Source organism: Nocardioides psychrotolerans (genome assembly GCF_900113685.1).
Taxonomy (GTDB): Bacteria; Actinomycetota; Actinomycetes; order Propionibacteriales; family Nocardioidaceae; genus Nocardioides; species Nocardioides psychrotolerans.
Genome location: NZ_FOQG01000010.1, coordinates 17,345 through 41,618, shown reverse-complemented (window position 1 = coordinate 41,618; position 24,274 = coordinate 17,345). Strand labels below are relative to the sequence as shown.

24 protein-coding genes are annotated in these 24,274 nt (G+C 70.1%); 10 read left to right on the top strand and 14 right to left on the bottom strand.

From position 1 onward, the window contains the following. Nucleotides 1-96 precede the first annotated feature (96 nt). The gene (gene sigK / locus BM204_RS13085) at nt 97-678 is read left to right on the top strand and encodes an ECF RNA polymerase sigma factor SigK (protein WP_091114065.1); all 582 of its coding nucleotides are present in this window, start codon (nt 97-99) and stop codon (nt 676-678) included. A 41-nt stretch (nt 679-719) separates the two neighbouring features. Here the strand turns inward: sigK and BM204_RS13080 are convergent, their stop codons facing one another. Genes BM204_RS13080 through BM204_RS13060 form a run of 5 tightly spaced genes read right to left on the bottom strand, consistent with a single transcriptional unit; the run spans nt 720 to nt 4,949 of the window. Next, nucleotides 720-1,817, bottom strand: a complete 1,098-nt coding sequence (locus BM204_RS13080) for a 2Fe-2S iron-sulfur cluster-binding protein (RefSeq protein WP_091114063.1) — start codon at nt 1,815-1,817, stop codon at nt 720-722. Nucleotides 1,818-1,824: 7 nt separating this feature from the next. Further along, nucleotides 1,825-2,127, bottom strand: a complete 303-nt coding sequence (locus tag BM204_RS13075; protein ID WP_091114061.1) for a hypothetical protein — start codon at nt 2,125-2,127, stop codon at nt 1,825-1,827. Next, entirely contained in the window at nt 2,127-3,275 is a 1,149-nt protein-coding gene (locus BM204_RS13070) for a 3-ketosteroid-9-alpha-monooxygenase, oxygenase component (RefSeq protein ID WP_091114059.1), read from the bottom strand. The genes BM204_RS13075 and BM204_RS13070 overlap by 1 nt, the downstream gene beginning before the upstream one ends. 52 nt (nt 3,276-3,327) lie before the next feature. Then, nucleotides 3,328-4,215, bottom strand: a complete 888-nt coding sequence (locus BM204_RS13065) for an SDR family NAD(P)-dependent oxidoreductase (RefSeq protein ID WP_091114056.1) — start codon at nt 4,213-4,215, stop codon at nt 3,328-3,330. After that, nucleotides 4,212-4,949: an SDR family NAD(P)-dependent oxidoreductase gene (locus tag BM204_RS13060; RefSeq protein ID WP_091114055.1), complete on the bottom strand. Its 738-nt coding sequence runs from the start codon at nt 4,947-4,949 to the stop codon at nt 4,212-4,214. The genes BM204_RS13065 and BM204_RS13060 overlap by 4 nt, the downstream gene beginning before the upstream one ends. 116 nt (nt 4,950-5,065) lie before the next feature. On the opposite strand from BM204_RS13060, the gene BM204_RS13055 reads away from it, so the two are divergent. The 7 genes from BM204_RS13055 to BM204_RS13025 all read left to right on the top strand — a co-directional run bounded on the left by BM204_RS13055 (nt 5,066) and on the right by BM204_RS13025 (nt 13,182). Then, the gene (locus tag BM204_RS13055) at nt 5,066-6,388 is read left to right on the top strand and encodes a flavin-containing monooxygenase (RefSeq protein ID WP_091114053.1); all 1,323 of its coding nucleotides are present in this window, start codon (nt 5,066-5,068) and stop codon (nt 6,386-6,388) included. Next, nucleotides 6,385-6,993, top strand: a complete 609-nt coding sequence (locus BM204_RS13050) for a TetR/AcrR family transcriptional regulator (protein ID WP_091114051.1) — start codon at nt 6,385-6,387, stop codon at nt 6,991-6,993. The genes BM204_RS13055 and BM204_RS13050 overlap by 4 nt, the downstream gene beginning before the upstream one ends. Next, the gene (locus tag BM204_RS13045) at nt 6,990-7,913 is read left to right on the top strand and encodes an alpha/beta hydrolase (RefSeq protein ID WP_091114049.1); all 924 of its coding nucleotides are present in this window, start codon (nt 6,990-6,992) and stop codon (nt 7,911-7,913) included. Before BM204_RS13050 ends, BM204_RS13045 begins: the two co-directional genes overlap by 4 nt. A gap of 75 nt (nt 7,914-7,988) precedes the next feature. Then, on the top strand, nt 7,989-9,176 hold the full coding sequence (locus tag BM204_RS13040; RefSeq protein WP_091114047.1) for an acyl-CoA dehydrogenase family protein: 1,188 nt from the start codon (nt 7,989-7,991) through the stop codon (nt 9,174-9,176). 19 nt (nt 9,177-9,195) lie between these two features. Continuing rightward, nucleotides 9,196-10,323 (top strand): acyl-CoA dehydrogenase family protein, encoded by a 1,128-nt coding sequence (locus tag BM204_RS13035; protein WP_091114045.1) that lies wholly within the window; start codon nt 9,196-9,198, stop codon nt 10,321-10,323. Then, complete coding sequence (locus BM204_RS13030; protein WP_091114043.1) at nt 10,323-11,894, top strand: long-chain-fatty-acid--CoA ligase; 1,572 nt, start codon at nt 10,323-10,325, stop codon at nt 11,892-11,894. The genes BM204_RS13035 and BM204_RS13030 overlap by 1 nt, the downstream gene beginning before the upstream one ends. Nucleotides 11,895-12,087: 193 nt before the next feature. After that, a complete protein-coding gene (locus BM204_RS13025) occupies nt 12,088-13,182 on the top strand; it encodes a glycoside hydrolase family 6 protein (RefSeq protein WP_143099766.1) in 1,095 nt (364 codons plus the stop codon). Nucleotide 13,183: 1 nt separating this feature from the next. Here BM204_RS13025 and BM204_RS13020 read toward each other — a convergent pair whose 3' ends face one another. Genes BM204_RS13020 through BM204_RS13010 form a run of 3 tightly spaced genes read right to left on the bottom strand, consistent with a single transcriptional unit; the run spans nt 13,184 to nt 17,471 of the window. After that, nucleotides 13,184-14,665 (bottom strand): LVIVD repeat-containing protein, encoded by a 1,482-nt coding sequence (locus tag BM204_RS13020; protein ID WP_170259149.1) that lies wholly within the window; start codon nt 14,663-14,665, stop codon nt 13,184-13,186. Between the two features lie 38 nt (nt 14,666-14,703). Further along, complete coding sequence (locus tag BM204_RS13015; RefSeq protein WP_091114035.1) at nt 14,704-15,810, bottom strand: NAD(P)H-dependent flavin oxidoreductase; 1,107 nt, start codon at nt 15,808-15,810, stop codon at nt 14,704-14,706. After that, a complete protein-coding gene (locus BM204_RS13010; protein WP_091114032.1) occupies nt 15,810-17,471 on the bottom strand; it encodes an acyl-CoA synthetase in 1,662 nt (553 codons plus the stop codon). Before BM204_RS13010 ends, BM204_RS13015 begins: the two co-directional genes overlap by 1 nt. A 45-nt stretch (nt 17,472-17,516) precedes the next feature. Between BM204_RS13010 and BM204_RS13005 the strand changes: the two genes are divergently transcribed. Beyond that, complete coding sequence (locus BM204_RS13005; protein ID WP_091114029.1) at nt 17,517-18,362, top strand: crotonase/enoyl-CoA hydratase family protein; 846 nt, start codon at nt 17,517-17,519, stop codon at nt 18,360-18,362. Between the two features lie 65 nt (nt 18,363-18,427). Here BM204_RS13005 and fadD8 read toward each other — a convergent pair whose 3' ends face one another. The 3 genes from fadD8 to BM204_RS12990 all read right to left on the bottom strand — a co-directional run bounded on the left by fadD8 (nt 18,428) and on the right by BM204_RS12990 (nt 21,874). Then, entirely contained in the window at nt 18,428-20,026 is a 1,599-nt protein-coding gene (gene fadD8 / locus BM204_RS13000) for a fatty-acid--CoA ligase FadD8 (RefSeq protein WP_371863253.1), read from the bottom strand. A gap of 108 nt (nt 20,027-20,134) precedes the next feature. Beyond that, a complete protein-coding gene (locus BM204_RS12995; protein WP_091114027.1) occupies nt 20,135-20,446 on the bottom strand; it encodes a hypothetical protein in 312 nt (103 codons plus the stop codon). 39 nt (nt 20,447-20,485) lie between these two features. After that, a complete protein-coding gene (locus tag BM204_RS12990) occupies nt 20,486-21,874 on the bottom strand; it encodes an NAD(P)-binding protein (protein WP_091114024.1) in 1,389 nt (462 codons plus the stop codon). Nucleotides 21,875-22,157: 283 nt separating this feature from the next. Here BM204_RS12990 and BM204_RS12985 point away from each other — a divergent pair, with 283 nt between their 5' ends. Further along, a complete protein-coding gene (locus BM204_RS12985; RefSeq protein ID WP_091114309.1) occupies nt 22,158-22,544 on the top strand; it encodes a hypothetical protein in 387 nt (128 codons plus the stop codon). An 18-nt stretch (nt 22,545-22,562) separates the two neighbouring features. Here BM204_RS12985 and BM204_RS12980 read toward each other — a convergent pair whose 3' ends face one another. Genes BM204_RS12980 through BM204_RS12970 form a run of 3 tightly spaced genes read right to left on the bottom strand, consistent with a single transcriptional unit; the run spans nt 22,563 to nt 24,244 of the window. Further along, the gene (locus tag BM204_RS12980) at nt 22,563-22,751 is read right to left on the bottom strand and encodes a hypothetical protein (RefSeq protein WP_091114021.1); all 189 of its coding nucleotides are present in this window, start codon (nt 22,749-22,751) and stop codon (nt 22,563-22,565) included. A gap of 47 nt (nt 22,752-22,798) precedes the next feature. Next, complete coding sequence (locus BM204_RS12975) at nt 22,799-23,191, bottom strand: DUF2237 family protein (protein WP_091114307.1); 393 nt, start codon at nt 23,189-23,191, stop codon at nt 22,799-22,801. Nucleotides 23,192-23,200: 9 nt separating this feature from the next. Next, nucleotides 23,201-24,244 (bottom strand): LLM class F420-dependent oxidoreductase, encoded by a 1,044-nt coding sequence (locus BM204_RS12970; RefSeq protein ID WP_091114018.1) that lies wholly within the window; start codon nt 24,242-24,244, stop codon nt 23,201-23,203. Nucleotides 24,245-24,274: the final 30 nt, after the last annotated feature.

Sequence of the window (24,274 nt, the reverse complement as noted above, 5' to 3'; positions counted from 1 at the left end):
ATTCTGCCACGCGGTGCGCTATCTTGTGGGCAAGTCACTTGTCCACACACGCTGACTCGTGGGGCCTCGACCGCACGACGACCGAAGGACGGCCCGATGCCCCGACGCACCGAGACCACCGTCACCGCAGGCCCAACCGCGCTCCTGGTCGCCACCGGCCAGGGTGAGTCGGATGCCTTCGCGGCCCTCTACGACGAGACGGCACCACGGGTGCACGGTCTCGCGGTGCGGATCCTCCGCGACCAGCACCAGGCCGAGGAGGTCACGCAGGAGATCTTCCTCCAGGTGTGGCAGTCAGCCGCGCAGTTCGACCCCTCCCGCGGCTCGGCCATGACCTGGCTGATGACCCTGGCGCACCGGCGGGCCGTGGACCGGGTGCGCGCCAGCGAGTCGTCGCGTCGTCGCGACACCGCCGACGTGGGGCTCGACGTCCGGACGGCGTACGACGAGACGGCGGCGGCCGTCCACACGTCGCTGGAGGGCCAGCGGGTACACGCGGCCCTGGCCACGCTGTCGCCCGGGCAGCGGCGTGCCATCGAGCTGGCCTACTTCGGCGGGCTCACCCACACGGAGGTCTCGCGGCTCCTTCAGATCCCGCTGGGCACGGCCAAGACGCGCATCCGCGACGGGCTTCGGCGACTGCACGACCTGCTCGCGAGCGCCGCCGAGCCAGCGTGACGAGCCAGAGACGACACCACGGGAGCCTCTGACCAGAGGCTCTAGCTGTAGGTGACCTTGACGGAGTCGGTCACCGGCACCGCCTGGCACGCCAGACGGATGCCCTCGGCGAGGTCCTCGGCGTCGAGAACGTCGTTGTGGAGCAGCGTGACCTCGCCCTCCAGCAGGCGCACGGCGCAGGCCGAGCACTCCCCTTCGCGGCAGGAGAACGGCGCCCTGACGCCCTTGGCCTCGAGGTGGTCCAGCATCTTCGTGCCCGGGTCCCAGTCATCGAAGCAGTGCTGCTCGCCGTCGAGCTCCACCTCGAGCCGCACCGGCGCCCGCGCGGCGGCCGCCGCGTCGGCGGCCGCGTCCTGCTCGTCGGACTCCGCAGCCGCGATCTCGGACTCGGCGACCTCCACGTCGTGCAGGTCGCCGAAAGGGTTGCCCCCGAGCGAGACGAACTTCTCCTGGTGACGACGCTCGCGCGGCACCGCCAGCTCCTTGAGTGCCGTCGTGGTCATCTTCATGAAGGGAGCCGGCCCGCAGACGAACGCGTCGTGGGCCGGGTAGCGCGCCACGAATGCCTTCATCTGCTCACCCGTGGGCAGGCCCTGGACCGACTCGAGCCAGTGGACGACCTGGAGTCGGTCGGGATGCTCGGTGGCGAGCCGGGTGAGCACGGCTGAGAAGATGACCGAGCGCTCGTCGCGGTTGGCGTAGAAGACCACGACGCGGCCACTCCCCTGGGCCAGCGCCGTGCGGGTGATCGAGAGGATCGGCGTGATGCCGCTCCCGCCGGCCAGGAGCAGCAGGTCGGCGTCGAGGGAGGCCGGCGTGAAGATGCCGCTCGGCGGCAGCACCCGCATGGTGTCGCCCTGGCGCAGGTGGTCGCAGATCCAGTTGGACGCGTAACCCTCGGCCGTGCGCTTAACGGTGATGGTGAGGCCCCCGGCCCGGGTCAGTGGGCTGCTGGAGAGCGAGTAGCAGCGTGCGGCCACGCCGGTCTGGTCGCTGGGGACGGCGACGGTCAGGAACTGGCCCGGCTTGAAGTCGAAGAGCTCGGCGTGGTCCTCGGGCACCGTGAAGGTGATCGAGTGCGCGTCGGCCGTCTCCTCGACGACCTCGCTGACCGTGAGCTCGAAGGATGCGGTGTCCATGGGTGGTTCAGTAACCGTCCTCAGCGCCGATGTCGATGTGGCCCTCGCGCACCGCGGCATCGATGCTGGCGACCAGGCGGGCACAACCCTGGTGGATCTCGCGCCCCAGCGGTGAGGCGTCCCACCTGGCGAACTCCGGGCACGCCTCCAGCGCCGCGGCGTTCCACTGGATCGAGGTGTGGTGCTCGCTGTTCTTCTTGACCCCGACGCTGGCCAGGCAGTCCAGGCAGGCGACCTGGGTCAGCCGTGCCTGGGTGTAGAGAAGCATGTCCTCCAACGTGTCGGCGCTGGAGGGGATGAAGCTCGCCATCAGGCGTCGGCGGTCTCGGGGGTCGCCGCGTCTTCCTCGGCCTTCTTCGCGAGGTTCCGCGCGACCTCCTCGCGCCAGTACTCGTTGGCCTTGGTCGTGTCGACCTCGAACTCGAAGCGGTCGGTCATCTCCGGCGTCACGTCGGCCTTGTCCACGTAGAACTGCTCGTACCACCGACGGAGCTGGTAGACCGGCCCGTCCTCCTCGCAGAGCAGCGGGTTCTGCACGGGCGCCTTGTTGAGCCAGATGTGAACGTCCTGCTCGAAACCTTCCTTGAAGGTCTCGGAGTAGCGCTTGCCGATGTAATCGGCCGTGGCGTCGTCGACGCCCTCGGGCTTCTTCACGCACAGGGCGTACTGCAGCTTGAAGGAGTTGGGCCCCGTCGGCACGTGGCAGTTGATCAGGATGACCTCGGTCTCGAAGCCCTTGTAGTCCACGTGGAGCCAGTTGATCATGTACGACGGCCCGAAGTAGCTGGCCTCCGACTTCAGCACCAGCCCCTCGTCGCCGTAGCCCGCGCCGTCCATGTCGGGGCGTCCGGTCGACTCCATGAACTGGGTGGCAACGTGGCCCTCGAAGACGTTGCGGAAGTTCGTCGGGAAGGCGAAGTGGATGTAGAAGAAGTGCGCCATGTCGACCACGTTGTCGATGATCTCGCGACAGTGCGCGGACGGGACGTCGAGGACCTCCCAGGTCCAGTCGGTGTAGGCCTCCGTGCCGACTCCGGCCAGCTCCGGCGGCAGGACGTCGTGGTCGGCCTCGGAGCCCTCGACGTCGTGCCAGACCATGAGCTGGCCGTTGCGCACGACCGCGGGGTACTTCTGGGTGCGGGCACGCAGCGGCACTCGCCGGGCGTAGGGGATGGCCTTGCACTTGCCGTCGCCGCCCCAGCGCCAGTCGTGGAACGGGCAGGCGATCTCGTCGCCCTTGACCGCGCCCTGGGTCAGGTCGCCCCCCATGTGGCGGCAGTAGCCGTCGAGCACGTTGAGGTTGCCCTGCGTGTCCTGCCAGACCACGAGCTTGCCGCCGAAGCCGTCGATGCCGTGCGGCTTGCCGTCGGCGAAGTCCTTGGCCAGGCCCAGGCAGTGCCAGCCGCGCGCGAAGCGCTCGGGCGGTGCGCCCTGGTCGAGGAACCGGGTGTCACTCATGGTGTGCCTCTCCTGTGGTCTGCTGCGTCCGCTGCTGCAAAACAAGAACAGGTTATAGTTTTTGCGGGCCGGAGGCCAGCCTGCCTGCCTCCTCGGCGCGGGCGGCCTGCATCGCGCGCTGCTTGGCCACGAAGCCGATCGACATCCGTTGGGTCAGCCGTGGCGCGAGCCGTCCGACCAGCCACGTGATCCGTGCCGTGCGCGGCGCCACCAGGATCCCGCGCCCCTTGGCCACTGCCGCGAGCACCTCGTCGGCCAGGCGGGCCGGGTCGTGCGGATGCCGGACCCCCTGGCCCTTGAGGAAGTAGTCGCGCCCGTGGAATCGACCCACGGCCCCCTTGTCGAGGATCGGGGTGTCGACCGCCGACGGGCAGACCACCGTCACGCCGACCCCCTTGGCGGCTCCCTCGGAGCGCAACGCCAGCGAGAGCCCGACCACCGCGTGCTTGGTCATGACATAGCTGGTGAGCAGGCCCGCAGCCATGAGCCCGCCCATCGAGGCGGTGTTGACGATGTGCCCGCCCCACGCACCGCCGACGCCCTGGCGCACCATCAGGGGGTAGGCCGCTGCCACCCCGTGGACGACCCCGCGAATGTTGACGTCGATGATCGAGCTCCAGTGCTCGAGGGTCAGCTCCTCGGTCTCGCCGCCCAGCGAGATCCCGGCGTTGTTGAACATCAGGTCGAGGCGTCCGGCCCGGGCCACGACATCGTCGACGACCGCCTGCACGGCCGCCGCGTCGGTCACGTCGAGCACGACGGCGCGGGCACTGCCGGGGCCCACGACGCGCTGCGTCGTACGACGTGCGGCGGCGCCGTCGAGGTCGGCGACGACGACGTGGGCACCGGCCGCGACGAGCGCCTGGCACAGCGCGGCGCCGATCCCGGAGCCGCCACCGGTGACGATCGCCTGCCTGCCGGCGAAGTCGAGCCCGCTCATCCGAAGGCCCTCATGACGTGCCCGTGGATGTCGGGGTAGCGCCGCAGGTGAGCTCCCCCGTTGAGGTCGAGCACCTCGCCGGTCAGCCACCGGGCCTTGGCCAGGTAGACGGCCGCCTCGGCGACCTCCTCGGGCAGGCCGGCACGCCCCAGGGGCGTGTTCTCGAGGTAGTCGTCCTCGATGCCGGCGATGTCCATGGCCGGCGCGGTCAGCGGCGTGATCACCAGCCCCGGCGAGATCGCGTTGACCCGCACGCCGCGGGCGCCGAGCTCGAGGGCTGCGACCTCGGTCAACATGGCGAGCCCGGCCTTCGCGGCACAGTAGGCACCCATCCCGGTGCCGGGCTGGCGGGCGTTGAGCGAGGTCAGCGAGATCACCGCTCCCCCGTCGGCGACCACGCGCCCCGCGTGCTTGAGCACCAGGAAGGCGCCGGTCAGGTTGACGTCGATCACGCGACGGAACTCCGCTGCGTCCAGCTCGGTGAGCAGCCCCAACGTGCTCACGCCGGCGCTGTTGACGACCACGTCCACCCGTCCGTGCTCGGCCAGCACGCCCGCGAGCAACGCCTCCACGGACGCCTCGTCGGTGATGTCGACGGCCGGCGTCGTGGCCAGGTCCGCCACGACCACGATGCAGCCGTCGTCGCCCAGCGCCACCGCGATCGCCGCGCCGATCCCGGAAGCACCGCCGATCACGACGGCGATCCGTGCTCGGTCCTCGATCTGTGTGTCCATGCGGACCTCCCCCGTAGCTGACTCAGAGTTGACGCGTGTCAATTGTGGGCCTAGCGTGCCGTGCGTCACACCTCGTGGCAAGCCCCCGACGAGGGCCACTGCGAAAGGCAAGCAGCATGCCCGGACCCACCACCGCCGTGATCGGCGCCGGCATCAGCGGACTCACCTCCAACAAGATGCTCGGCGACTACGGCATCGACTACACCTGCTTCGAGAGCTCCGACCGGATCGGCGGCAACTGGGCCTTCGGCAACCCCAACGGTCACAGCAGCGCCTATCGGTCGCTGCACATCGACACCTCGAAGCACCGGCTGTCCTTCAAGGACTTCCCGATGCCGCACGACTACCCCGACTTCCCGCACCACACCCAGATCAAGGCCTACCTCGAGTCCTACGCCGCCGCGTTCGACCTCCAGGAGCGCATCGAGTTCCGCAACGGCGTGACCAGTGCGACGCGGCTGCCCGACGTCGGCTGGGAGATCCTCGACCAGGCCGGCGCCACGCGGCACTTCGATCTCCTCGTCGTGGCCAACGGTCACCACTGGGACCCGCGGATGGCCGACTTCCCCGGCGAGTTCACCGGCGAGTCGATCCACTCCCACCACTACATCGACCCGAGCGACCCGCTGGACTTCACGAAGAAGCGGATCCTGGTCGTCGGGCTCGGCAACTCAGCCGCCGACATCGCGGTCGAGCTCTCGAGCAAGTCGCTGCAGAACGAGTTGACCCTCTCGACGCGCTCGAGCGCCTGGATCGTGCCGAAGTACACCGGCGGGCTGCCGGCCGACAAGTACTACGTGACCACGCCGTACCTCCCGCTGGCCTGGCAGCGCAAGTTCCTCCAGAAGATGCAGTTCATGGCCGGGTCCAACCCCGAGCTCTATGGCCTGCCCAAGCCGAACCACAAGTTCTTCGAGGCACACCCGACCCAGTCGGTCGAGCTCCCGCTGCGCCTCGGCTCGGGCGACATCACGCCGAAGGGGAACGTCGCCCGCCTCGACGGGGAGACCGTCCACTTCGAGGACGGCACCAGCAGCGACTTCGACATCATCGTCTACGCCACCGGCTACAACATCACCTTCCCGTTCTTCGACCCCGAGTTCATCAGCGCGCCCGACAACGCGATCCCGCTCTTCAAGCGGATGTTCAAGCCCGGCATCGACGACCTGGTGTTCATGGGCTTCGCCCAGGCGACGCCCACGCTCTTCCCGTTCGTCGAGTCCCAGGCGCGACTGCTCGCGGCCTACGCCGCCGGCCGCTACCGGCTGCCCGCGGTGGACGAGATGGAGCGGGTGATCGTCGCCGACCAGCAGAAGTACACCGGCCACGTGCTCGACCGACCGCGGCACACCCAGCAGGTCGACTACTTCCTCTACGAGCACGACATGCGGACCAAGGAGATCCCGGCCGGTCTCGAACGGGCCCGGGTCCTCGGATGAGGACGGCGCAGCGTGGGGATGCGCGCCGCACGGCCCTGCTGGAGTCGCTCGACGAGATCCTGCGCGAGCACAGCCCCGAGGAGGGCACGCTCGACTCGATCAACATCGCCGAGATCTCCCGTCGCGCCGGGGTGACCCGCTCGGCGTTCTACTTCTACTTCGAGAACAAGCAGGCAGCGGTCGCCGCCCTCATGGAGGAGATGTACGACGAGGCCTTCGTCGCCACCGGCGAGCTCTCCGGCGACGCGACTCCGCAGGACAACATCGCCGCCACCATCAACGGCCTCTTCGACGCCTGGGAGAGCCACCAGCACGTCTTTCGCGCCATGCTCGACGCGAAGGCCACCAGCCCCGCGGTCCGCGAGCTGTGGGACAGCGACCGGCACTCGTTCGTCGCCCCCGTCGCGGCGATGATCGTGGCCGAGCGCTCCGGGGGCCGCGCCCCCGACGGCGTCGACGCCACGAGCGTCGCCGCCGTCCTGCTCGACCTCAACGACCGGATGCTCGAGCGGCTCGCCCTCGGTGGCGCCCTCACGCGTCCCCAGATCCAGGCGGCGGTCGTCGAGATCTGGCTCCGCACCATCTACGGAAGGACCACGCCATGAGCGTCCACACCACCGTCCGCTTCGACTCCCAGGGCACGGCCTGCGACGCCTGGCACTTCCCGGGGCAGAGCGAGGGAGAGGGCGACGCCTTCGCGGCGCCGGCCGGGCGTCCCGTCGTCGTGATGGCCCATGGGCTGGCGGGCACCAAGGACTCCGGCCTGGAGCCCTTCGCGCGACGTCTCGCCGACGCGGGGCTCGACGTGCTGGCCTTCGACTACCGGGGCTTCGGGGCGAGCGAGGGGTCCCCACGCCAGCGGGTGTCGATGGCCGACCAGCTCGCCGACTACCGCGCCGCGATGACCGCGGCCGCCGCGCTGCCCGGTGTCGACCCGTCACGGATCGTCCTCTGGGGCGTGTCGCTGGCCGGCGGTCACGTCATCGCCGCCGCCGCAGGTCGCGACGACGTGGCGGCCGTCGTGTCGCTCACGCCACTCGTGGACGGGATCGCCGCGGGTCGTCACGCGCTCAAGTCGCACAAGCCGTCCGCCATCCTGCGGTCCACCGCTGCCGGCGTACGCAGCAAGGTCGCGAGTGGGCGCGGCAAGGCGGCCGTCACGATGCCGGTGGTCGGGCGGCCCGGGGAGCTCGCCGCGCTCACCCTGGACGGCCTCTACGAGGACTACCTCTCGATCGCGGGGCCGACCTGGGTCAACGAGGTCGACGCCGCAGTAGGGCTGGAGCTGGGCGGACATCGCCCGGGCAAGCTCGCCGCGCAGGTGACCTGCCCGATGCTCGTGCAGGTCGCGGACTTCGACCGCAGCGCTCCCCCGCACGCCGCCATGAAGGCGGCGTTCAAGGGGCGCGCCGAGGTGCGCCACTACCCGTGCGACCACTTCGACGTGTGGCCCGGCAAGCAATGGTTCGACGCGGTCGTCGAGCACCAGGTGCGCTTCCTCCAGCGGCACCTCGGCGCCTCCTGACACCAAAACAAGAACACGTTATAGTTTTGGTCATGTGGTCATGGGGCCACCGACCGCCCGGCGAGGAGAAGACCGATGCACGTCGCACTGAACCCCGAGCACGTCCGGCTCAAGGAAGAGCTCAAGGAGTACTTCGAAGCCCTGGTGACGCCCGAGCGACGCGCCAGGCTGGCCTCGGCCACCGGCGAGTTCGGCGAGGCCGGGGTCTACAAGGAGGTCATCCGCCAGCTCGGCACCGACGGCTGGCTCGGCATCGGCTGGCCCCAGGAGTACGGCGGCCAGGCCCGCTCGATGATCGAGCAGCTGATCTTCACCGACGTGGCCGCCGACTTCGGCGTGCCGATCCCCTACCTGACCCTCAACACCGTCGGGCCGACGATCATGCGCTACGGCACCGAGGAGCAGAAGGAGTTCTTCCTCCCCAAGATCCTCGCCGGCGAGCTGCACTTCTCGATCGGCTACTCAGAGCCCGCCTCGGGCACCGACCTCGCCTCGCTCACGACGCGTGCCGTCCGCGAGGGCGACGAGTGGGTCATCAACGGCCAGAAGATGTGGACCTCGCTGATCCAGTACGCCGACTGGATCTGGCTGGCCTGCCGCACCGACGCCGACCTCCCCCGCCACAAGGGCCTCTCGATGATCATGGTCCCGGCCGGCGCGGAGGGCTTCTCCTACACACCGGTCCACACCGTGGCCGGTGTGGGCACGAGCGCCACCTACTACGAGGACGTCCGCGTCCCTGCCGGCAACCTCGTCGGCGACCTCAACGGCGGCTGGTCGCTGATGACCAACCAGCTCAACGCCGAGCGCGTGGCCCTCACGTCGTCCGCGCCGCTGACCCAGTCGCTCAAGCTGGTGCGCGAGTGGGCGCAGCAGACCAAGAACCCCGACGGCCAGCGGGTCATCGACTCCGAGTGGGTGCAGATCGCCCTCGGCCGTGCGCACGCCCGGATCGAGATGCTCACGCTGATCAACTGGAAGCTCGCGGCCGATGCCGACGCCGGCGTGCCACTCTCCCCCGCCGAGGCGTCGGCCACCAAGATCTACGGCTCCGAGCTCGCCACCGACGTCTACCGCTCCCTCATGGAGGTCGTGGGTCCCAACGCCGGCATCACCGGCTCCTCCGAGGGCGCCGTGCTCGCCGGACGCCTCGAGCGCTTCCACCGCAGCGCCCTCGTCATGACCTTCGGCGGCGGCACCAACGAGATCCAGCGCGACATCATCGGCTACGTCGGCCTCGGCCTGCCCGCCGCCAAGCGCTGACGAGGACAGGACCCACACCATGGACTTCACCTTCACCCCCGAGCAGGACGAGGCCGCGGCGCTCGCCGCCGAGATCCTCACCGACAAGACCGGCCTTGACCGGCTCAAGCAGGTCGAGGCCGACGGCGACCGCTTCGACCGCCCGCTCTGGGCCGAGCTGGCCTCGGCCGGCCTGCTCTCGCTCGCCGTCCCCGAGCAGCACGGCGGCGCCGGGCTGGGCCTGGTCGAGCTGTGCCGCGTCCTCGTCGAGGTCGGTCGCACGGTCGCCCCTGTCCCCCTCGCGGTGCACGGTGCCGCCGCCCTCCTGCTCGCCGAGCGCGGCACCCCCGAGCAGCAGGCGGCCTGGCTGCCGGGGGCCGCGTCGGGCGTGACCGTCCTGACAGCCGCGGTCGCCGAGGAGCGCACGCACCTGCCCGCTCGTCCGACCGTGACCGCCACCCTGACCGCCACCGTGAGCGGGCACGCCTGGACCCTGTCGGGCTCCAAGGCGATCGTCCGGGCCGGGACCAGCGCCGACCTGCTCCTGGTCACCGCCACCACGCCCGAAGGCGTCGGGGTGTTCCTCATCGACCCCACGACGACCGGTGTCGAGCGCGTCGCGCAGCGCACCAGCGACGGCGACGTCGTGGCCCGCGTCGACCTGACCTCGGCCCCCGCCGAGCTGCTCGGGACGGCGGACGCGCCCATCAACGGGGAGGCCGCGCAGCGTCTCGGCCAGCTGCTGACCGTGTGCTCGGTCGCCGAGCAGCTCGGCGTCACGCAGGGTGCGCTCGCCCTGACCGCGTCGTACGCGAAGACGCGTGAGCAGTTCGGCCGCCCGATCGGCACCTTCCAGGCCGTCTCGCAGCGTCTCGCCGACGGCTACATCGACGTGCTCGGTCAGCGTCTGACGCTCTGGCACGCCGCCTGGCGTCTCTCCGAGGGTCTGCCGGCCGAGGTCGAGGTCGCCACGGCCAAGCTCTGGGCCGCCGACGCGGGCCACCGACTGGCGCACACCACGGTGCACGTGCACGGCGGCGTCGGCATCGACCTCGACGGCGAGGCGCACCGCTACTTCACCACGGCCAAGCGCTTCGAGTTCCTCTTCGGCGGGGCGACCGAGCAGGCGCTGGCCATCGGGAAGGTGCTCGCCTCCGAGCCGGTCTGATGAGCGACGAGATCACGGTCCGCAACCAGCTGTTGGCACGACGGGGGGAGAACCACCCCGGACTGTTGTCCGGGGACGACTGCTGGACCTGGGACGAGGTGGTCCAGGAGTCCTGCGTGCGGTCGGCGGTGATGGCCTCGCTGCTGGTGGCCGGCGCCCCGCCCCACGTCGGCGTGCTGCTCGACAACACCCCGGAGTTCGCGTTCCTGCTCGGCGGCGCCGCGCTCGGCGGCCATGTCGTGGTCGGGCTGAACACCACCCGCCGCGGCCCTGCGCTCGCCGACGACGTGCGTCGCTCGGACTGCCAGGTCGTCGTCACCGACGCGTCCCACGCCGGGCTGCTGGAGGACGTGACCGTCCCGGTGCTGCGCGTCGACTCACCGGAGTGGGCGGCGCTGCTGTCATCGCACGCGGAGGCTCCGGTGCCGGACGTCGAAGTCACGATGGAGACGCTGATGATGCTGATCTTCACCTCCGGCACGTCGGGCAATCCCAAGGCCGTCAACGTGACCCAGGTCAAGATCGCGTTCCCGGGACTGTTCCTGTCCGACCGGTTCGGGCTCGGCCCTGCGCACACGGCCTACCTCTCGATGCCGATGTTCCACTCCAACGCGATCATGGCCGGTTGGGGCCCGGCGCTCGCGTCGGGCACGACGATCGCGCTGGCGCCGAAGTTCAGCGCGTCGGGCTTCCTGGCCGACGTGCGCCGCTACGGCGCCACCTACGCCAACTACGTCGGCAAGCCGCTGACCTACGTCATGGGCACGCCCGAGCAGCCCGACGACGCCGACAACCCGCTGCAGATCGTCTTCGGCAACGAGGCCAACGACCGGGACATCGAGGCCTTCGGCAAGCGCTTCGGCTGCCTGGTCGTCGACTCCTACTCCTCCACCGAGAACGCCGTGGTCGTCCAGCGCGTGCCCGAGATGCCGCCCGGCAGCCTCGGCCTGCCGCTCGACGGCGTCAAGGTGCTGCACTCGGAGTCGATGGAGGAGACCGTCGACGCCCTGTTCGGAGCGAGCGGTGAGCTGCTCAACGCCGAGCAGGCGACCGGTGAGCTGGTCAACACCCAGGGCGCGGGCGCGTTCTCGGGCTACTACAAGGACCCCGACGCCGAGGCCGAGCGGATGCGCGCCGGGATGTACTGGTCCGGAGACCTCGCCTACCGCGACGCCGACGGCTTCGTCTACTTCGCCGGCCGCACCGCCGACTGGCTCCGCGTCGACGGGGAGAACCTCGGTGCCGCCCCCATCGAGCGGATCCTGCTGCGTCACCCCGCGATCTCCGAGGCCGCGGTCTACGCCGTGCCCGACGAGTCCGTCGGTGACCAGGTCATGGCCGCGGTCGACCTGCGGTCGCCCCTCGATCCCGTGGGGCTCGAGGCGTTCCTCGCCGAGCAGGAGGACCTGTCGCCCAAGGCCTGGCCGCGCTATGTCCGGATCGTCGACACCCTCCCCCGCACCGCCACCAACAAGGTCCTCAAGCGACAGCTCAGCGCGGAGGGCGCCTCGGCCGACGGCGACGTCGTGTGGATGCGTGAGCCTCGGGGCACGTCGTACGCCGTGGTCTGACGCCTGCTCGTTGGTCGATCCCGAGGCCGCGGGAACCTCGACCACCGTCCGCAAGAGCACTCTCCCCCAGGTGGCCACACGTTTGACCACCCCAGGAACGACCTCCGGCAGAACGTCGTGCCGCCGGGGGGACCAGCCGAGATCAGCCGATTGACCCATGCGCGAGCGGGGCCTGGTTCCCTACCGTGGTCGAGTGCTGTGCCGACTCGTTCTCTCACTGGCGCTGCTGGCTGCCCTGGCCGCGGTGGCCCCCGACCAGGAGGTCGGCACGACGACCGCCGCCCCCACCTCCACCACCTCCACCACCTCCGCCGACAACCCCCTGGCGGGCAGGGCGTGGGGCGTCTACCGCGGAGCGGCCGAGCTGGTGTGGGAGCCCTACGAGCGGGCGACCGGTCAGCGGAAGACGCTGCTCGCGAAGATCGCGCTGCAGCCGAAGAGCAAGTGGTTCGGCGACTGGATCAGCGACGACACGATCGCCGACAAGGTGCGCGACTACGTGGCGACGGCGACCGGCGGTGACCCCGAGGTGCTCGTGCCGATGACCGTCTTCCGGGTCATGCCGTGGGAGCAGGAGGCCTGCACGCGGTTGCCTACCAGGGCCGAGAAGGCCAGCTACCGCCGCTGGATCAACCGCTTCGCCTCCGCTCTCGGCGAGACCCACACCCTCATGGTGCTGCAGCCGGACGGGCCGTTCGCGCGGTGCGCGCCGCGCGGCTCGAAGGTCCCGTCGCAACTCGTCGCGTGGGCCGCGCGCACGTTCGCCGCGTTGCCGAACACGCACGTCTACCTCGATGCCGGCGCCGCCGACTGGCTGCACGTCGACGATGCCGTCCAACTGCTCGTCGACCTCGGCGTCGAGCACGTGCGCGGCTTCGCGCTGAACACCACGCACTACGACGCGACGTCGTCGCAGGTCTCCTACGGCGCCGAGGTGGTCGCGGGGCTGGCCGCCCGCGGACTCCCGGGCAAGCACTTCGTCGTCGACACGACCCAGAACGGTCGACCCTTCACCCACGCGCAATGGGCAGCCGACCCGCGGGGCAGGCCGTTCGACGACGCGGCCACGTGCCGCACCCCGGCCGGTCTGCGGTGCGTCACGCTAGGGATCCCGCCGACCGCCGACGTCGGCTCCCCCGCCTGGGGACTGCCCGCACGGGTGCGCGCGCTCGCCGCCGAGCACGTGGACGGGTTCGTCTGGACCGGACGCCCCTGGCTGCACCAGCAGAGCCACCCCTTCGACCTGGCCCGCGCGCTCGCGGTCGCCCGCACGACGCCGTACCAGTAGGTCAGCGCTGGAGCAGCCGCCCGGTGCCGTTGGTCAGCTTGACGACGTAGAAGCCGGAGTTGCCGTCGGTGTACCAGACCGAGCGGCGCTTGACGTCCCACGCCGGCTGGGACAGCGCGTTGGCGCCGGTCTTGATCGGGATCGCGCTCTGGACCGGCCGGTTGAAGTAGCCGAGCTCGCGCGGGTGCTTCAGGTCTCGGATGTCGAAGATCCGCAGGCCAGAGCCGATCATCGAGCAGGCGACCACCTTCGGGTCCTGCCGGTAGGGCGCCGAGCAGTAGTGACCGGCGTAGCCGCCGACCGGGCTGCTCGCGCCCGGGTCGTTGAACGCCTTGCGGCGACCGGCGGGCTGGTGGACGGCGAGACGCAGGTTGGAGACGACGAGGGGGCGGCGCGGGTCGGTGACGTCGATGATCCGCGCGGCGCCGACCTCGGCGCCGGCAAAGTCGGTGAGGCCGAAGTTGGCGAACTCGTCGACCTGGAGCAGATAGCTGCGCTTGCCGCGACGGAACGGCTGGGAGACCTGCGGGATCGACGCCTCGCGCCAGACCAGGTCGGAGAGGACCGTCACGGATGGGTTCGGCACCCGGTCCTGGATCTCGCTGACGTCGATGACGCGCAGCCCCTGCCCGGGGAAGGTGCCGTCGGAGACGTCGTTGCCGATGTTGGCGGCATACATCGTGCGGCCATCGGGCGAGAGCCGCATGCCGTGGTAGTTGACGCCGAGCTGGGTGAAGACCGGCCGCGGCAGCAACGGGTCGGTGACGTCGATGGCGACCAGCGTCTGCCCGACGGTGCTGGAGGCGTAGAAGGTGCGACCGTCGGGCGACCAGCCGCTCTCGTGACCCAGCACCGCGGCCGGCGTCGAGGAGAGCAGCCGCGGGCGACGGCAGTCGGTGCGCACGTCGTAGAGGTCGAGGATGCCGGCGTTGGTCGAGGCGTTGCCGAGCACGGCGCCCATCAGCCCGCGGCGGTCGTTGATCAGCAGCGACTCGTGGGGGCTCAGCATCGCCGGCGAGGTCAGGGTGGCGGTCCGGCGCGGACGCGACGGGTCGCTCATGTCGAGCACGACCACGCCGAAACCGGACTGCACCTGGAACGGCGCGTCGAGCGGGAAGAGCCTCGTGGAGTCGTAGTACGCGCAGGTGCGACCGGTCCTGTCGGTGTAGCGCAGCACCTTGAAGCCTCCGGTCGCCCCCTCGTGGGAGACCTGGCGGGTGTTGCACTGGTAACCCCGGCGGACGCGACCGCTGTCGTAGTCGCGGGTGGGCACCCGGCCCTGGATATCGGTCTCCGGGCGGGCGCCGGGGCCGCACGTCGCCTCCGGCACGGCCGGCGGGAACGGCGAGGACTCCGCACTGAGCAGCCCCGCGACGGACAGCCCCGAGAAGCAGGCAGCGAGGCTGACCCCGGCGACGAGCAGCCGTCGTACGGCGGTGGCGCGGGCGGGCGTCGCGGGAGCAGCGGCTGTGTCTGTCGTCACCATGCCATCCTCAACGATCCGCGCCCTTCGGCGTCATGTCACCCCGAGATCTTGTCCAGCCTGCGGACGGTCTCCTCGAACTCGCTGACCAGGTCGGCCATGACCTCGGCGACCGGCCGCACCTCGTTCATCCGGCCGACGATCTGGCCGACGGGCATGGAGATGACGTCGGGGTCGTTGGCGGCGCTGATGCGGTTGTGTGCCTCGGCGACCAGCAGGTTCTGCAGGGGCATGGGCAGCGGCGACGGCGCACCGTCCTCGGCCCACGCTTCGGTCCACTTGGTCTTGAGCAGGCGGGCAGGCTTGCCGGTGTAGACGCGGGTTCGCACGGTGTCGCTGCTCGTGGCGCGCGTGAAGGCGGTCTCCCAGGCCTCGCTGTTGTTGCCCATGCCGCGGTACTCCTCGGTGCCGAGCCACAGTGACCCCATCCACACGCCCTGCGCACCCAGCGCCATCGAAGCCGCGATCTGGCGGCCGGAGCCGATGCCACCCGCTCCGAGGACGGGTACGTCGGGCCCGACTGCGTCGACGACGTCGGGGGTCAGCACCATGCTGGCCACCTCGCCGGTGTGGCCACCGGCCTCGTAGCCCTGGGCGATGATGATGTCCACGCCGTTCTCGACGTGGCTGAGCGCGTGCTTGGCGGCGCCGGCGAGCGCGCCGATCTTGATCCCGTGCTCGTGGCACTTGTCGATGACGTCCTTGGGCGGCGAGCCCAGGGCGTTGGCGATGAACACCGGTCGGTGCTTCAGCGCCACGTCGAGGTGGGAGCGGGCGATCGAGTGCAGCCAGCCGAGCACGCCCTCGCGCCCCTCGCCCTCGGGCAATGGCGGCACTCCGAGCTGGAGCAGGGTCCGCTCCACGAACGAGATGTGCTCGTCGGGGATCATCGCCTTCAGGTCCACCGACGTGCCCTCGGTCGGGATCTTCATCGGCATCACGATGTCGACGCCGTAGGGCTTGTCGTCGGTGTTGTCGTCGAGCCAGGTCAGGACCCGCTCGAGCTCCTCGGTGTCGTTGAACCGCACGCAGCCGAGGACCCCGAGCCCGCCGGCGCGCGAGACCGCGGCCGCGACGTGCTCGGAGGGGGTGAAGGCGAAGATGGGGTAGTCGATGCCGAAGGCATCGCACAGCGGGCTACGCATCAGGCACCTGCTCCTTCGGTCTGGCCGCTGAGCGCCAGCTCCTTGGCCTTGGGGTACTGCGCCTTGCCCGTGGCATTGCGCGGGATCTCGTGGACGATCGTCAACGCGCGCGGCAGCTTGTAGCCGGACAGCGACCCACGGAGGAACTCGCGCAGGTCCTCGAGCGTGACGGTGTGGTCCTCCCGCGGCTGGACCACGGCGGCCACGGTCTGGCCGTACTTCTCGTCGGGCAGTCCGACCACGAGACAGTCGTAGACGCCGGGGTGGCCCTTGATCGCCATCTCGACCTCCTCGGGATAGACCTTCTCGCCGCCGGTGTTGACGCAGTTGGAGCCGCGCCCGAGCAGCGTGACGCGCCCGTCGGTCTCGATGCGCGCGAAGTCACCGGGCACGGAGTAACGCTCGCCGTCGATCTGCAGGAACGTCTTGGCCGACTTCTCGGGGTCCTTGTAGTAGCCGACCGGCACCGAGCCGCCGCGACCGAGCCGACCGATCCTGCCCACGTTGGTCGCCAGGTCGAGCACGTGCCCGTCGTCGCCGATCACGACGCTGGCCGGACCGAGCCCGACGACGGGCCCGTCACTGCTGATCGAGTCCTTGTCCTGCATGCCCATGCCCTGGAAACCGGTCTCCGAGGCGCCGACCGAGTCGGTGAAGATGCTGTTGGGGAAGGCGGCCATCCACCGCTTCTTGATCGGGGGGCTGAAGATCGCGGCGCTGCTGGAGATCGCGAAGAGGCTCGACCCGTCGTACGGCGTGCCGGTCGCGGCCTTGCGCTCGAACTCCTCGATCAGCGGACGCGCCATCGCATCGCCAGTCATGAAGATCAGCTGGACACCTTCACGCTCGATGACCTCCCAGGTGCGCTGCGCGTCGAACTTCGGCTCGAGCACCGTCAGGTGGCCGGCGAAGAGGTGCATCAGCAACCCCGCCTGGGCGCCACCGTGCATCAGCGGACTGAGTGGGAAGGTGGTCATGCGACCCTCGAGCTTGGCCTGCTCGGACTGGTCCATCTCCGAGAGCGGCTCGCCGGTGTAGAAGTCGATGCCGCCGCCGAGGACGCGCCAGAAGTCCTCGTGGCGCCACATGACGCCCTTGGGGAAGCCGGTCGTGCCGCCGGTGTAGATGATGTGCAGGTCGTCGTTGCTGCGCGGCCCGAAGTCGCGCTCGTCGCTCTGGTCGGCCAGCGCGTCGGTCAGCAGCACCCCGCCGTAGCCCGCGATCAGGCCTGAGACGTCGGCGCTGGAGTCCTCGGGCTCGAGGATGTCGGGGATGACCACGAACGTCTTCAGCTGCTCGTGCTTCGGCGCGCAGGCCGCGACGAGCGGGGCGTAGCTGCGCTCGTGGATGAGCGCGACGACGTCGGCGTTCTCGAAGAGGTAGTTGAGCTCGCCCTCGACGTAGCGGTAGTTGACGTTGATGTTGACCGCGCGGATCTTGACGATGGCCAGCACCGCGACGACGTGCTCCACGCTGTTCTTCGCGTAGATGGCGACATGGTCCCCCGGCTGGACGCCCTGGGCCTGGAGGTAGTGCGCGAGACGGTTGGCCTCGCGCTCCAGCTCGACATAGGTGACGGTCCGGTCCCCCACCCGCAGTGCGGGCTTGTCGGGCGCGGCGTCGACGGCGTGTTCGAAGAGGTCAGCGATGTTGTGGGCCACGCGGCGAGACTAGAACACGTTCTTGTTTTTCGCTAGCCTCACGCCATGACCAGCACCGATGCCACCACCGACGCACCCGCCGACACCCCCACTGACGCACCTGCCGAGGCGCCCCACTGCCTCGTCGAGCAGATCGGCCACAAGCTCGTGGTCACGATGAACCGTCCGGAGTCGCGCAACGCGCTCTCCGGGGAGATGCTCCAGATCATGAGCGACGCGTGGGACCGGGTGAACTCCGACGACTCGATCCGGGTCTGCATCCTCACCGGCGCGGGCGGCTACTTCTGCGCCGGCGCGGACCTCAAGTCGATGTCGAAGAGGCCGCCGTCGGAGAGCTTCGAGTCCGGGGAGTACGACCCGTCGGTCATCAAGGGACTCCTCAAGGGCTTCCGGCTGACCAAGCCGCTCATCGCCGCGGTCGAGGGCCCGGCGATCGCCGGCGGCACCGAGATCCTCCAGGGCACCGACATCCGGGTCGCCGGCGAGTCGGCGCGCTTCGGCGTGGCCGAGGCGCGGTGGAGCCTCTACCCGATGGGCGGCTCGGCCGTGCGCCTGATCCGGCAGCTGCCCTACACGGTGGCCGCCGAGCTGCTGCTCACCGGACGTCAGATGAAGGCGCCCGAGGCCAAGGAGGTCGGCCTGATCGGCCACGTCGTCCCCGACGGCACCGCCCTGGAGAAGGCGCACGAGATCGCCGACCTGATCGCCGCCAACGGGCCGATCGCAGTCCAGTCGATCCTGAGGACGATGCGTGACTCCGAGGGCAAGCACGAGGACGACTGCTGGCAGGACGACGCCCGGGTCGGTGCCGCTGTCTTCGCCTCGAACGACGCCAAGGAGGGCCCGCGGGCGTTCGCGGAGAAGCGGGCCCCCCGGTTCACGAACAGCTGAGGTTCCCGACCTCGTCTGGGACCGACTGCGGGGCGAGCGCTGACCTCGGGTCTCCACCGACCCCCTCAACCTACGGAGCGCTCGCCGGTCCAGTAGGTCGCGCGCAGCGCCTTCTTGTCCGGCTTGCCGAGCCCGGTCAGTGGCAGCGCGTCGGTCGCGATGATCTGCTTGGGTGACTGCACGGCGCCCTTGCGGTCCTTGACCATCTGCTTGATCTCGGCGTCCACCTCGTCGGACAGCTCGAAGCCCGGGCGGAGGACGACGATGGCAGTCACGGCCTCGCCCCACTTCTCGTCGGGCGTGCCGATCACGCCGACCTGCGCGATCGCCGGGTGCTCGGCAACGACGTCCTCGACCTCGCGCGGGAAGACGTTGAAGCCGCCGGTCACGATCATGTCCTTGGTCCGGTCCACGATGTACCAGAACCCGTCCTCGTCCTCGCGCGCCACGTCGCCGGTGTGCATCCAGCCGTCGCGGAACGTCTCGGCGGTCTCCTCGGGCAGGTTCCAGTAGCCGCCGGCCAGCAGCGACCCCGACACGCAGATCTCGCCCGGCTCCCCCACCGGGACCGGCTGGCCGTCCTCGCCGAGCAGCGCCGTACGGATGAAGGCACTGGGGCGGCCGCACGACGACAGCCGACTGTCGCCTCCGGTCACGTGGTCCTCCTTGGCGAGGTAGGTGATCACCATCGGCGCCTCGGACTGCCCGTAGTACTGCGCGAAGATCGGCCCGAAGCGGTCGATCGCCTCCTTGAGCCGGACCGGGTTGATCGCTGAGGCCCCGTAGTAGACGGTCTCGAGCGACGACAGGTCGCGGGTGTGGGAGTCGGGGTGGTCCATCAGCGCGTAGAGCATGGACGGCACCAACATCGTGGCCGTGATCCTCTGCTCCTCGATCGTCTTCAGCACCTCGGCGGGGTCGAAGCGCGAGAGCACGTAGAGCGACCCGCCCTTGATCACCGTCGGCACGAAGAACGCCGCGCCCGCGTGCGAGAGCGGCGTGCACATCAGGAAGCGCGGGTTCTCCGGCCACTCCCACTCGGCGAGCTGGACCTGCGTCATCGTCGACATCGCAGCCGACGTTCCGATCACGCCCTTGGGCTTGCCGGTGGTGCCGCCGGTGTAGGTGATCGAGACGATGTGGTCGGGCGGGAGGACCTTCGCGGTCAGCAGCACGGCGTCGTACGACGCGGCGGCGGCCACGAGGTCCGTGCCGATGTGTGCGAGCTCGTCCGGGACGGGCCCGATCGTCAGCACCTGCGTGAGGCCCGGGCACTTCTCCAACAGCGCGAGCGCGCGCTCGGTGAAGTAGGGGTCGATGATCAGCGTCGTGATGCCGGCGTCGTTGATGACGTAGGCGTGGTCGTCGGCCGAGCCGAGCGGGTGCAGCGACGTGCGCCGGAAGCCCTGCGTCTGCCCGGCTCCCAGGATGAACAGCACCTCGGGCCGGTTGAGCGCGAGCAACGCCGCGGACGTGCCCGTCCCCGCCCCCAGCGCCTCGAACGCCTGGACGTAGCGACTCATCTGGTCGGCGACCTCACCGCCCTTGAGCGTGGTGTCGCCGAGGTACATGACGTCCTTGTCGCGGTGGCGCTTCAGCGCCGCGACCATCAGGTTGCCGTTGTGGGTGCCGGTGCGCATCGTGTCGGTGTCTGTGTCGGTCACGCGAGCACACTAGAACGTGTTCTAGGAATGGGCAACGGCCACGAGCGGACGCCTACGGGTTCGACAGCTCGGGGCTCTCGGGGCGCTCGGGGCGCTCGGGCTCGGCGCTCACGAGTCGAGCGAGCCCTCGCGTCGCTCGTGGAGGCGCTGCTGGGCGGCGTCGAGGTAGGCCAGGCAGGGCGCCTCCGCGCCCGGGTGCTTCTGGGTGAGGTGGAAGGTCCAGCGGTCCATCGCGGCCATGTAGCCGTTGTCCTCGCCGGCGCGGTAGGCCGACCACTTCGCGGGTGCCTTGGCGACGCACTCGGTGCAGCCGATCTTGTAGATGAACTGCTGGCTCCCGTCGACGTCGATCTTGACGCTCGCCAGCGGACCGGCCTCGGCCCGGGCCTTGCGCTCGCGAGCCGACCTGCTTGCCACCATGTCGCTGCCCCATCTCCCGCTGTCGTCGAGAGCCGGAGCCTACGCGGGGCCCTCGAGGCCGCCGAGCACCGCCAGTCGCTCGAGGCCGGGGCCCGTGTGCTCGGCAAGGCGAGCGCGCGCGTCGTCCAGCGCGGCGGAGCCGGGGTGGTCCGGCGCGACCCGCGCGGGGTTGAGCGCGACACCGTCCGCCCACGCCTTGATGTCGGGCTCGGCGCCGAAGGCAGCCGCCGCGCGCGTGCCGAGCACGTTCATCCGGGCCCAGTCGACGAGCGAGTTGCCGTAGGACGACGGCGGGCAGAGCCGGTTCTTCTCCGCGTCGTCGTCCCGGGTCGCCTCGACGTAGCCGGCCAGCGCCGCGCCGAAGCACGGGAAGCCCGCGCGGATCGGCTGCAGCGTGAGGGCCTCCGGCGTCCAGATCGGCAGCCGGGGCGGGTTCCTCAGCCCGTCGGCGGCGCAGTTGACGACCAGCGCGTCGTCGGCGACGGCCACCGACCCCTCGGTGAAGTCGATGCGACCGCGACGAACGCTCGTGATGTGCCCCCGTCGTACGACGTCCTCGATCGTGCGGAGCAGCTCGAGCTCCCACGCGCCGAGCGTCGGAGCCTTGGCCATCGTGGGGGTGAGCGACGTGTCGACCCGCAGCATGATCCCGGCGTCCTCCAGGTGGAGGAACAGGCTATCCAGCGACGTGGCGTCCGCCGCCAGACGCATCATCTCGGCGACCATGGCGAGGTAGACGGCCGGATCGGGCTGCACGTGAGCACGGTTGAGCATCCACGGGTCGCGGGGGCGGACCCAGCAGATCGCGTCGGGGTCGACGTCCTGCCCGAGCAGCCACACCACCGCGTCGGTGGCGGTCTTGCCCGAACCGACCACGACGTACTGGCTCGGGGCGCCTTCCCACCCGACCAGGTCGTTGACCGGGATGACCGTCGCTCCGTCGCCGACGACGAAGCGGGGCGGTGTCTCGGCGGGGATCTCGGGCGCGAGGTAGCGCGCGTCCACGACCCGGCAGTTCTCCGGGACCTCGAAGCGCTCCCCGGTCTCCCCCGAGACGACCCCGCGCCCGCCGGTGTAGTCGCAGCCCGGGAACAGCTCGACGCGCCCCGGCCCGACCATCCGCGTGGCGAGCACGTCGTCGTAGTAGGCACAGATGGTCGCCTGGTCGGCGCGCTCGTGCAGCCCGGCCTCGGGTCCGTCCTGCTGGAGCCGCCCGCCGCCCAGGAGGGTCGACGCGACGCCGTAGAACGTGGAGGCCTGGTGCAGCCGGACGAAGGGATAGGCGCCGCGCCAGTGGCCGCCGACCTGCGCCCGGCGGTCCACGAGCGCGACGCGGGCATCGCAGTGGTCGATGAGGGCATCGGTGAAGGCCATGCCGCTGGCCCCGGCTCCGATCACGAGGTAGTCGACATCGACGATCTTGTTCATGGACTAACTCAAGCACGTGCCGCGTGACGTCCCCCATGTTGGTGACGCCATGGCGTCACGACCTGCTTAGCCTCGTCGCCGCCCTACCCGCCGCCGGGTCGCGTAGTCGGACGTACGCATTGGCCTCCCGCGCACCGGCTTCAGGCGGAAGGAAAGTGGGTGCGGACGATTGAGTACGTCCGACTACGCAGTCCGCTGCGACACCGGCTCGCTGATTGCGGCACGAGCGGACCTCCAGGGGGCGGCGAAACACTCGTCCTGCCGTTCACCGATCATGAACCTCATGGAGGACCAGCAGGCGCCGCAGTCGGCCGAGGGCGAGGCGAAGGTCATCACGCTCTGCGGCTCGACCAAGTTTGAGGCTGAGTTCGCGGAGGTCAGCCAGCGGCTCACGATGGAAGGGTGCGTTGTGATCAGCCTCGGAATGTTCAGCCTCCCCGATCTGCCGGACTACGACTGGACAGCCGACAGCTCGGACCTGAAGGAGCGGCTCGGCGGCGTGCACTTCCACAAGATTCGCATGGCTGACGAGGTGTACAACGTGGATCCAGGCGGCTACGTAGGTGAGTCGACCCGACGAGAGATTGCCTACGCGGCGTCGCTCGGCAAGCCGGTTCGGCATCTGAGTCGCGAGCGCCTGGCTCGAACGGAAGCCGGCCCCCAAGAGTGAGTCCGCCCATCGGGCCGCTCAGGCGATGAGGATCTTCTCGACCGGTGAGGCGAGGATGTCGAGCTCGACATGGCCAAGCGGCGCAGGCGCACGCGATCGGTAGGTGTGCCCGGTCGGTGTCTGGGTCTCGACCGTGTGGCGGCGGGTGCGCGCGGAGCCGGCCAGGGCGGTGGCCACCTGGCTGAGGTCGGCGATCCCGAGGTCCACCTCTGTGGATCATCCTCAGGCGCCCGGCGGCTCAGCTCAGCCCGGGTCTAGAGGTCGAGACCGCTGAGGTCGCCCGGTACGTCGACGGCGTGCTGCTGCAGGGTGGCCAGGGGCACGAGCCGGAGCACCGCCTCGTTGGTGGCGGCGAGGACGACCGGGGCGGCGACGCCGTCGGCGTGGGCGCGGGCCCAGTTCACCGCGGTGACGCACCAACGGTCACCCGGCCGGAGGCCGGGGAAGCCGTAGAGCGGCATGGGCGTCGACAGGTCGTTGCCGATGCTGCGCTGGTGCTCGAGGAACTCGGCGGTGGCCACGGCGCAGATGGTGTGGCTGCCCTGGTCCTCGGGACCGGTGGTGCAGCACCCGTCGCGGAAGAAGCCTGTCATGGGATCGGTGCCGCACTCCTCCAGCTCACCACCCAGGACGTTGCGCTCGACCACGGGCACAGCCTAGGCCAGGACCTCCGCGATCGTGCACAGCTCCTCGACCGAGCGGCAGCTGAGCAGCAGCGTGGTCACGCCGGTCTCCTCCCACTGGGCGGCGCGCTCCTTGACCTCGCCGGCGGTGCCGATGATGTGCATGTCGTCGACAAGCTCGTCGGGGATGAGGGCGGTCGCCTCGTCCTTCTTCCCCCCGAGGAAGAGCTCCTGGACCTGGTCGGCCGTCTCGCCGTAGCCCATCCGCTCGAAGACCATCTTGTGGAAGTTCTGCTCCTTGGCGCCCATGCCGCCCATGTAGAGCGCCACGACGGGCTTCATGGTGTCGATCACGGCCTGCTTCTCGGTGGCGTTCGCGACGATCTGGACGTGACAGGTCGCAGCGATCTCGAAGTCGTCGCGGGTGCGGCGCGCACCCGTGCGGGCAAAGCCCTCGTCGAGCCACGGCTGATACATCCCGGCCGACGTGGGCGTGTAGAAGATCGGGATCCAGCCGTCGGCGATCTCGGCGGTCTGGGCAACGTTCTTGGGGCCCTCGGCGCCGAGCCAGATCGGGATGTCGGCCCGCAGCGGGTGCACGATCGGCTTGAGCGGCTTGCCGAGCCCGGTCGCACCCGGACCGTCGTAGGGCAGCGGGTAGTGGGGGCCGTCGTTGGTGACCTTGTCCTCGCGGGCGAGGACCTGGCGGATGATGTCGACGACCTCACGGGTGCGGGCCAGCGGCTTGGAGAACGGCTGGCCGTACCACCCCTCCACGACCTGCGGACCGCTCACGCCCATGCCCAGCACGACCCGGCCGCCGCTGAGATGGTCGAGGGTCAGCGCGTGCATCGCGATCGACGTCGGGGACCGGCCCGACATCTGCACGATCGAGGTCCCGAGCCGCACGCGGGAGGTCTCGCGACCCCACCACGCCAGGGGCGTGAACGCGTCCGATCCCCACGCCTCGGCGGTGAAGATGGCGTCGAACCCTGCCTCCTCGGCGGCCGCGACCAGCTCCGCGGTGCCCGTCGGTGGCTGCGCGCCCCAGTAGCCCAGCTGTAAACCAAGTTTCATGCGAACACCTTCGCAGAATGCTTGCCGTGA